The sequence below is a fragment of the Cupriavidus sp. 8B genome, from assembly GCF_054589115.1.
In genome coordinates this window covers 1-774 of record NZ_BAAILO010000227.1, presented here as the reverse complement: position 1 = coordinate 774, position 774 = coordinate 1, and the positions used below count along the sequence as shown (strand labels likewise).

The window sequence follows — 774 nt, the reverse complement described above, 5'->3', positions numbered from 1 at the left end:
CACCAACGGGGCGAATACTTTGGTCTTGCCTCGGGCAAACGTCGTGCCGGCTTCCGAAATGTCGGCCACAGTGAAGCCGCGCCACTTCGCGCCAACGCGCGCGGGATAGACCTGATCACCCCACCTGACGTAGCTCCGCAGGTTCACAGCGCCGCCGGCAGCGCGGCCGTCGACGCCATAGAGGGCAATCGTCTGCGGCGAGCGCTCGTGCGCCTTGACCGTTGTGGCGCCAGCCGGTGCGGCGGTCAAGGCCGGAGCCGGGGCGGCCTTGGCAAGATCCTGCTCTAGCTTCTGCAGCGCAACCTTGCCGTCGGCCTCGATCAGCTTCTGCGTGATCGACTTGTCGTCATCGGCAAGCGCCGCGCCGCAGGCAAGGATTGCGACCATCGCCACGCTCGCGCGGCGGATTGTCATCGGGTAAGCACGCATTTCAGTCTTCCTTCTCAATTGCGGGCAAAGGCATCGCCTTTGACCGTCAACATGAATTTCGATTGCTTGAGGTCGGGAGCGGCGTTCAGGTTCACGGCGAGTTCGATGGTTTTCACCACGACCTGCGGACCGAATCCTTTGAACTCGCTCAGATTGCGCAGCGGTCCGGTGATTTCCCAGGCGCCCGAGACAACCGGATGCGTCAGGGAGGCGGCGCCTTCTGGCGGGACGGTGCCAAAGATCGCGACGTCCTTGAGCTCGGCCTTGGACGCGACCGGCCAAAGGGTCTGCAGCTGGGAGCCGAAGTGAACACGCAAGTCCATCGCCGTCGGCAGCTTCTCCAGC

At 64.0% G+C, this 774-nt stretch carries 2 pseudogenes; both read right to left on the bottom strand.

The features are described from left to right. Positions 1-429, bottom strand: a pseudogene (locus ACYP5B_RS22165) (hypothetical protein); the annotation flags it as partial. Positions 430-443: 14 nt separating this feature from the next. After that, positions 444-774 (bottom strand): annotated as a pseudogene (locus tag ACYP5B_RS22160) (ATPase); the annotation flags it as partial.